At 61.1% G+C, this 8,982-nt stretch carries 3 protein-coding genes; all 3 read right to left on the bottom strand.

Annotated features, from left to right (window positions below; translation table 11 throughout):
- Window positions 1-105: 105 nt before the first annotated feature.
- Window positions 106-444: a hypothetical protein gene (locus tag HYZ49_16090; GenBank protein MBI3243806.1), complete on the bottom strand. Its 339-nt coding sequence runs from the start codon at window positions 442-444 to the stop codon at window positions 106-108.
- Between the two features lie 66 nt (window positions 445-510).
- A complete protein-coding gene (locus tag HYZ49_16085) occupies window positions 511-5,700 on the bottom strand; it encodes a PQQ-binding-like beta-propeller repeat protein (protein MBI3243805.1) in 5,190 nt (1,729 codons plus the stop codon).
- A gap of 144 nt (window positions 5,701-5,844) precedes the next feature.
- Window positions 5,845-8,973 (bottom strand): ATP-binding cassette domain-containing protein, encoded by a 3,129-nt coding sequence (locus tag HYZ49_16080; GenBank protein ID MBI3243804.1) that lies wholly within the window; start codon window positions 8,971-8,973, stop codon window positions 5,845-5,847.
- Between the last annotated feature and the right edge of the window lie 9 nt (window positions 8,974-8,982).

The raw sequence follows: 8,982 nt of genomic DNA, 5'->3' as shown, positions 1-8,982 counted from the left end.
GCCTGTCGTGGGATTGGTCGGCCTCGTTGGGCGAGTCGGTTTCTGTTGTTTGATTGGTGTTTTCACAGTCTTGGGCATTTGGCAACTGTATCAGCAAAGGGGTCTTTAGGATAGGTTCTTAGGGTCTTTCCGATTATTCGGATAGGCACTTAGTTGATAGGCGATTAATCCTTTGTAGGGACTGCCGTCCTCGGTGTTGCTTTTTTGGCTGGCGATGGCTTGCAGGCGGGTGGCGAAGGCGCTCACGCCCCGAGCCAGCACTTGGGTTTCCAGGGCCCGTTCGCCGGAGGCTTCTTCGGCGGCGGTGAGGGCGCGTTGCTGGATGTTCTGGATGTTGTTGACGATCTTATCTCGACCCACCACGTCGCCCGCGCCGAGGGTGATGGAGGCGCCCTCGCCGAGGGTGACGCCGCCTTGAGTGATATTGCTCTGTGAAGTATCCATCGTCATTTTCCTATTCGAGGCAATCAAGACAACGTCAATGGAGCCGGCCTTGTCTATAGACACATTTCATGGCGTGGGCGGGCAAATATCCAGTTGCAGATACTTCTGGCACTCGTCCACCGTCCAGGTGCGCGTCAGGCGCGAGCGGGCCAGTGACATCAACTCTTCCAGGGGCAGGACGTAGATGCGGATCGTCCCGTCATCGCTGCTGCTCGCAAGCCGCGTGCCGTCCAGGCTGAAAGCGACTCCCCGGACACCATCCGTGTGGCCGTGGAGAGTGAACAATTCGCGGCCAGTCGAAGCCTCCCACACCTTCACCGTCCGGTCCCGACTGGCCGTGGCGATGAGGGCGCCATCCGGGCTGACGGCTACGCCCGCAAGAGCCGCCGCATGGCCGGACAAATTGAACAGCGGCGTCCCGTTGTTCAAGTCCCACTCGATGGCAGTCTTGTTCGCACTGGTGGCGACGAGCTTCGACCCGTCCTGGCTCAAGAAGGCCACGCCGATGGTCCAGTTGTTGAAGCCTTCTACAGGGGGGCTTTCCAGCGTCCAAAGCTCTTTCCCCGTCGCCGCGTCCCACACCTTCACCGTTGTGTCGTCGTTGGTTGTCGCGATCTTCGACCCATCCGGGCTGAAGGCCACGCCGTTCAGGCCAAACTCGTGACCCGTCAAAGTGAGCATTTCACGACCTGTCTCCGCATCCCACACTTTGGCCGTCTGGTCGCTGCTGGCCGTCACAACTTTCGTGCCGTCCGGGCTGAACGCGACTCCCCGAATGCCGCCCGCGTGGCCAGCCAGCTCGAACAGCATCTGGCCGCTCGCCAAGTCCCACATGCGGGCGGTGCCATCCAGGCCGCCGGTGAACAGGCGTTTCCCATCCGGGCTGAAGGCCACGTCTAAGACAGCGCCGCCGTGGCCGACCAGCGTGGACAGCACCTGGCCGGTGTTGGCGTCCCAGACGCGGGCCATGCCATCGGCCCCGGCCGAGGCCAGCCGCGCCCCGTCGGGGCTGAAAGCGATGCGGCGGACTTGCCCCAACTGGCCCGACAGCGTGAGCAACTCGTGCGTGGTGCCCACAGTCCACAGGCGAATGGCATAGCCGCCGGTCGCCAGATGCTGCCCATCTTGGCTAAAAGACAGCCCGATGATCTCATCAGTTGGCCCCGACAATGTGAACGCCGCCTGACCGGTTTTGGCATCCCACACGATCGCGGTTCCATCAACGCTCGCCGTAGCCAGATGCGTCCCGTCCGGGCTGAACAGCACGTTGGTAAGCCAATCGGTATGGCCGGCCAGCGTGAACAACTCGCGGCCGCTCACCACATCCCAGACCTTCGCGGTTAGATCCTGGCTCGCGGTCGCCAGGCGCGTCCCGTCCGGGCTATAGGCGAGGTCCACGATGGTGGCCCGGCCATTCGGCGGCGCCACATGCGCGCCGCTCACGATCTGCTGCCCGTTGGCCGCGTTCCAGATGATGAACGTACCATTTTCATCTCCCGCGGCCAACTGGCTGTCATCCGGGCTGAAGGCTACGGCATTGAGCGCTGCCGAATGCTCGATGGTGAGCAGCTCACGGCCGGTCGCTGCCTCCCAGACCTTGAGGGTCCCGTCCCAACTTGCCGTGGCAATCCGCTGCCCGTCGCGACTGAAGGCCAGGCCAACCACGTCATCCGTGTGGTCGGAGAGCGTGAGCAGTTCGCGGCCCGTGGCCGCTTCCCAGACTCTGGCGGTGTGATCGCTGCCCGTGGCGGCCAGCTTTGTTCCATCCGAGCTGAAGACCACTCGGGTGAGCCCGTCGGCGCTAGGCGCCCCGGCCGACAGGGTCGACAACGTCTGGCCGGAGGCCGAATCCCAGATCGTGACGGTCCCGGAGGCGTCCTCCGCCGCCAGCTTATCATCTACCGGGCTAAACGCCACACTGGTGTAGTACTGGTCGCTGGCCAGCACGCGCTCGATGCGCGAGATCGCCAGCGACTGGTGCAACGCCTCCAGAACTTCCGGCAGCGTCGTGCCATCCTGAGCATAGGTCACATCCACGGCTTGCATAGCCAGCAAAATACTGCGCTCCGGATCACTACTTAAATTGCTGAGGGCGGCGGCAGCTAGTTCACGGGCTTTGGATAATCGGGCCTGACGTTGCGCTTCAGCCGCATTCTGATTGGAGACTACGCCCAAGATGCCGGCCAGCACAGCCGCCACCAAGGCCAGCATGCCCACTATCGTGATGATGCGGTTGCGCACTTGCATGCGGCGGTTGGCTTGTTCTTGTTCCTCTGCCCGCTTGCGTTCGCTCTCGGCTAACTTGTGTGCTTCTTCTAGTTCACGCTGGCGGGCGGCCTCGCGCTCGGCCGCTTCCCGGTCCACCTCGGCTTTGCTCAGGCGTAGCAGTTCTTCGGCCTCCGGCGTCAATTGCAGTTCGGCGCGATATGGCTCGATCACCGCCAACCGTTCAGCAGTGAGCAGAGTTTTGTAGCGGCGATAGGCGCGCAATTCCTGCTCCAGCATTTCCTGCGCCGCCTTGCGGGCCTGCACGGCCGGATCCAGTTTGATCTCGCCCAACAAATAATCGTGCGCCAATTCGTACACCAGGCCGTTCTCGGTTTCGGCGGCGCGGATCAAATGACTGTCCACCAGTTGCGACAGGATCGTGTCCAACGTGGCCGCCGTCACCCCGCCCGTCCCCATCTCCTTCACCAAGTCCTGATGTTGGCGGATGACGCGCTGTTGCTCGGACGAGATCAGCGACTCGAGCAAGCGGCGGGCGGCGGTGCGCGATCCCTGTGGCAGATCGCGCGACAGCACCCGCTCCAAATGGCCGCGCAGGATTCCGGCGGCGCGGCCCTCGCCTTCATACGCGGTGTAAGTGATCAAGCTCCCGCCCTTCAAATCGTTGAACAGCGAGGCGCACACCAACTGCATCTGCGGCGGCGCGATCTCGGTCTTGCCCAGATCATCCAGAATGGCCTCCACCAATCCAGACTCAAACTGCACCTCGCGCCGCGCGGCAGGGGTGACGATGACTTCCTGCGCCTCGGCCCGCGTCAGGCGGTTGAGGCGATAGTCATTCTCGTAAGGGTTGCGAATGGTGGGGCGGAAGTTGGCAAGATTGCCGAAGTGCTCAGTTCGCAATGCCAGCACCCAGCGCACGTTGAGAGCCTCGTCATTCAAACACTCGGCCAGCTCGCGCACAAACTCTGCGCGCTCCGCCTCGTCTTGTTGGGTGAACACTTCCTCAAATTGATCGAGCAAAATATACAGCGTCGTCTCCGGGCCGAGCACCTCGCACACCTTGAATAGAAAATTGCGCAGGGGCGCTTTCGCCAGAGTCGGCGCGAGGCTGGGGTCGGCGATGAAGGCGCGTTTGATCACCAAGGCCGGGTCGGCGTTGTAGGGCCGCAAATACAGCGGCAAATGCCCGCCTGCGATCAGATGCGGCGAGAGTCCGGCTTGCAGAAGCGAGGTCTTGCCGGAGCCGGACTCCGATTGCAGAACCGTCAGCGCACCGCGCCGCACACAAATCAGCAATTCGCGGATGGCTTGACTGCGGCCAAAGAAAATTTCAGAATCGCTCAAACGATATTCGAGCAAGCCTTTATAGGGATTGGCATCGCGCGTGTCGCTCTCATCGCTGGCGATGGTTTGCAGACGACCCACAAAGGCGCCGACGCCCTGCGCCAGTTTTTGCAATTCAAACGACCGGCCCAGCTCGGCCTCCTCGGCGGCGGTGAGGGCGCGCTGGTAAATGTTTTGAATGTTGTTGATGATCTTGTCGCGGCCTACCACATCGCCCGCGCCGACGGTGATGGATGCCCCCGCGCCGAGTCTGATTTCGCCTTCGACAACCGGGACTGATGACTCGTGGTACTCGACTGTCTGCGTCAGCGTGACCTCGACGGACGGGGCCGCCGCATCTGTTTGTTGGGGCTGGACTCGGGGGGCGACCTTGCCCAAGACCCTTAGGGTCTCTAAAGACCCTAAGGGTCTATCGGACTCAGGTTCAACCGCCAACGGCGAGAGAGTGGATTCGTAAAGTGGCCCGGCCTCAGTCATTCGCACACGCACCAGGTGGGTGTTCACCAGTTGGGCCAGCACTTCATCGGGCGTCTCAAGTTGATCGCGACGGAGGCCCGTTGAACCCAGTTGATCCACCAGGCGGCGGGCATCCCGGCGTTGGGATTGGGGCAGTTGTTGAGTCAGGGTGGTCACAAAGTGGCGGCGCAACAATCCGTCCACGCCGCCCAATTTGTCGTAGTGGGCGCGGGTGATGATCTTTTCGTCCGGAGTCAATTCTTTGAACAGAGCCTCGCACACGATCTGAATCTGCGGCAGGGCCAATCCGGTTTTGCTCAATTGATCGAGCAGAGTCTCGGTCAACCCTTCTTCAATCTTGAGGCCCAGCCGGGCCAGCGGCGCGGTGATGATGGCTTGCGCTTCAGAGCGTGAGGGCCGCCGCAATTCATAGGTGTTGGCGAACGGGTTGCGAATGCGCGGGCGCAGGCCGGAAAGACTCTCGAAACGCTCACTGCGCACGACCAGCACCCAACGGACATTCAGACTGCTGTCTTCGAGGCAATCGGCCAGTTGGTCTGTAAATTTAGCGCCGCTGGCCTCATTGCCGGCGGCCCAGAACGCATCGAAGGCGTCAATGAAGATGCACAGAGTGGTATCGGCCCCGATCACCTCGGTCACTTGCCGGAGGAATTCGCGCAGAGGCGCGGCGGCTAGCTGGGGCATCTCGTCGAGATCAGAAATAAAGCCGCGTTTGAGTTGGAGCGCCGGGTCGGTCGTCTCGGCCCGCAAGTAGAGCGAGAAATGTCCGGCGGCGATCAAGCGCGAGGCGAAACCGGACAGCAGGAACGACGTTTTGCCGACGCCCGGCTCGCCATACAGAACGGTAAGCGGGCCATCGGCGAGGGCTTGCCACAGTTCGCCGATGGCGCGTTCGCGGCCAAAAAAATTTTCGGTGTGGCTCAAACGATATTCGCGCAGACCTTGATAGGGCTGATCCGAATCGCTCTCGTCGCTGGCGATGGCCTGCACCCGCCCGACGTGGGCGCTCACGCCCTGAGCCAGCTTTTGCCTCTCGAAGGCCTCGGCGTGTTTGGCTTGTTCCGCGGCGGTGAGGGCGCGTTGCTGGATGTGCTGGATGTTATTGACGATCTTGTCGCGAGCCACCACGTCGCCCGCGCCGAGGGTGATGGAGGCCCCTTCGCCTATTGTGATGCCGCCTTGAGTGACATTCGTTTGGTCATCCATAGCGCGGCTTCCAGCCGCAATCAAAAACAATCCACGACGCGGAGCGCACGAAGTTTCACGAAGGATTCTTGGTGTTCCTTCATGTGACTTCGTGGATCAACCTTTATATTCAATTTAGCTTGGTTCTGCCGGCGAAACTTCCCGTCACCCACTCGCCCCGCTTAATATTACCAGCAAGACTAAATAACTCAAATAATGTAACACGATTGCCAGCCATACCTGCCGCTTTTTGCCGTAGTGAGCGAAGAGAAAGGCGGCGATGATGTTGGCCGGGCGAAAGGCGAACCAGGGCTGAGAGGCTTGTTTGAGGATAAACAGGCCGGCATTCATCAGCCAGTCGTTATTGCCGAAGGCGGCCTTCATCTTCGGCTGGAGGTAGCCGCGATAGTAGACTTCTTCGGCGAAGACGACGAAGAGCAGGCCGGCGAACTGCGCCAGAATGATGACGGCCCAGGCCGGGAATGCTGAGACGGCGGGAACCCACGACGGAATCGGGAACAGGATTTGATCAACGGGCAACAATAGAATCGGCAGGACGAGCACGGCGACGATTGCCCCGGCGAAGACTGCCCACTCGCGCGAGTTCTGCGGCCATGTCCATTCCAGCCCCAGCCGGGTGATGGCATCGAAGCCTTCACGTTTTGCCAGCACCAACCCGGCCACCAGTTCTGCCGCGCCGCCCAGCACGGTGATGAAGATGAGGGCGGCGGGCGCGGGCCAGCCCAGGCTGCGCAACGCCGGAAAGCCGGCGAAGAACAACAGGGCCAGCCAGGCGGCCGGCCAGGCAAACATGAGCAGGGCATTGAGCGCCGTGAACTGTTTGAGTTTGGGCACGAGCACCTGCGATTTGGTTTGAGGCGAGACTTTGGCGGCCTGCGCCGCCTTGAGCACCTCTTCGGGAATTTTGAGCGGCTTGCGAACCGTTTCGAGCACGCTGGGGTCAACGCCGCGAATGTCAGTCAGTGGGCGATACCCCTCCTGTTGCACGGCCACGGTCGGATCGACGAGGATGTATTCGACCGCCGTCTTTCGTTCGATCTTGCGGATGCTCTCGCGCAGTTCGTCGAGCGGAACCATGACGTTTTCCATCGCCACGTAATGGGTGGCTTGAGTCTTGTCAATCGTCTTGAGCGTAGCCTCCACCCAATTTGAGACGGCGGGCGGGTAAACGATTAGGCACTCCACGCCCTCGCTCTTGAACAGACTCAGGATTCCCTGAACACGCTGAAGATGGGCGCGGTTGATCTCGGCGGTGTTATCATCCTGGAGATTGGACTTCACTCCGAAACGCCCGTCCTTCAGCTCTTCAGCCGTCACTGTGCCAAAGTCGAGCAGGTAGACCGGCGCGTTGTAGGCCCGTGCGAGGCCGAGCACAGTGGGCAAAACGGGCACGGTGTTGTACAGCGGGCCGATGGGCATGAGGATCGCCTTCTTGGCCGCTTTCGAACTGTACAGGCTGAAATAGATATCGCTCTTTTCGAGCAGTTCGTCGTGGTGGCCTACGGCCTTGATCACGCCGTGACCATCGGCGTCGGTTCCCATGACCACGATCTTGTCCGAGTTGATGATGGTGTTCAAGCGGTGGGCAATCGCCAGCGACGTTCGCCCCTCGACCAGTTTGTCGAGCGACTTCATCACGATGGCTTCGCTCTGGTTGTCGAGCGCCGAAGTGGCCTCATCCAGAATCAGGATGGACGGATTCGACAGGGCGGCCCGGGCGATGCTCACTCTCTGCTTTTGGCCGCCACTCAACCCCTGGCCGAGTTCTCCCAACGCCGTTTCGTAGCCGTCCTCCAGCTTGTCAATGAACTCGGTGACGTAGCCGATAGCGGCCGCGGCCTTGACCGCGTTCAAATCAACGTCGGGTTTGGCGAAGCGAATGTTGTCGGCAATCGTGCCGTGAAACAAGCCGGCGTTCTGGGCTACCATGCCGAAGTTGCGGCGCAGGGCTTCCAGCTTCAGGTCGCGCACGTCGTGGCCGTCAATCGTCACCCGGCCTCCGGTCACGTCGTAGAAGCGCGTGACCAGATTGATCAGCGTGCTCTTGCCCGACCCCGACCCGCCGACGAAGGCCGCCTTCTCGCCCGGCAAAATTTCCAGGTTGATGTTCTTCACTCGCCAGGCTCGCGGATCGTTCGGATCGTAGCTGAAGCTCACGTTCTCAAATTTGATGTGGCCGCGCAGAGGGCCGGGATCGATGGCGTCCGGTTTCTCTTGAATGTCGGGCGCGATGTCCATGATTTTGAACAGCCGGTCGGAGGCAACAAACAAGGCCTGGGCGCGCACGACCGTTTCGTTGAGGGTCAGGATGGGACCGACAAACTGAGTGACGTAGGTGCTAAAGCTGATCACGGCTTCAGCCTGAAGCGCGCCTCTCAGCACCAGCAAAATGCCCACCCCAATGCCAGCCGCCGGGCCGAGGACGTTCAAGAAGTAGGCCGCCGCCACCGAGAGGGTGGTCAGGTTCATGTTGCGCGTCACGTATCCGGCCAGTTCATTCAACCGTCGGCGAAACTCATTTGAGGTGCGCGCTTCCTGAGTGAAGATTTGAATATCGCGGACGTTGGTCAGGTTCTCGCCAAGCTCAGAATTAACTGAAGCCGCCTCTTGCTGGTATTTGGCCGACAGCTTTTGGACGGCGGGCAGAACGAAGAGAATGACCAGTGCCTGCACCACGAGCACAGCCAGCACCGAGCCGCCCGCCAGTTGATAGCTGAAATAGATCATGAAGCCGAGCGACACGAGCACCCGGGCGGCGCTGAACAACGCATACGGCACTTCGCTGGTGAAAAAGTTGCCGATGGCCTCACTGTCATTCATGCCTGCCGTCACCAGTTCGCCCACCTCGCGCTGGCGGTAGAAGGCCAAACTCTGGCGCATGAGAGCGGCATAATAATCCGCGCGGATGTCCACGACCATAGCCTGGGCCAGCCGGGCGACGACGACGCGGCCCGCCCATAGCAGGATTGCGCCCAGCACGGTGAGGCCGACCATGATCAGCAAAGTCATTTGGGTTCCCTGCTCACTGGCTGTGCCATCGCGCAGAGACTTGAGCAAGGGCGCGATGAACGCCAGGGCGGCGAGCGAGGTGAGCGCGGCGGCGAGGATACACAGCACCGCCCAAAACCAGCCGCCCTTGCGCTTGCCAATATAAAAAAGCAGATGCTTCTGGGCGGCCCTGATCTCCTTGGCCGACAACTTGTTGATGGCCGGGCCGCCCTTGCCCTGCTCGATGATGGTGGATGGGTTGGCCTTCGGTTGGGTGTTTGCCATGTTTGCAGA

The sequence above is a fragment of the Chloroflexota bacterium genome (assembly GCA_016197225.1).
In the GTDB taxonomy this organism is placed as follows: domain Bacteria; phylum Chloroflexota; class Anaerolineae; order Anaerolineales; family VGOW01; genus VGOW01.
The sequence above is the reverse complement of the archived record's forward strand: the minus strand, read 5'-3'. Positions and strand labels throughout refer to the sequence as shown.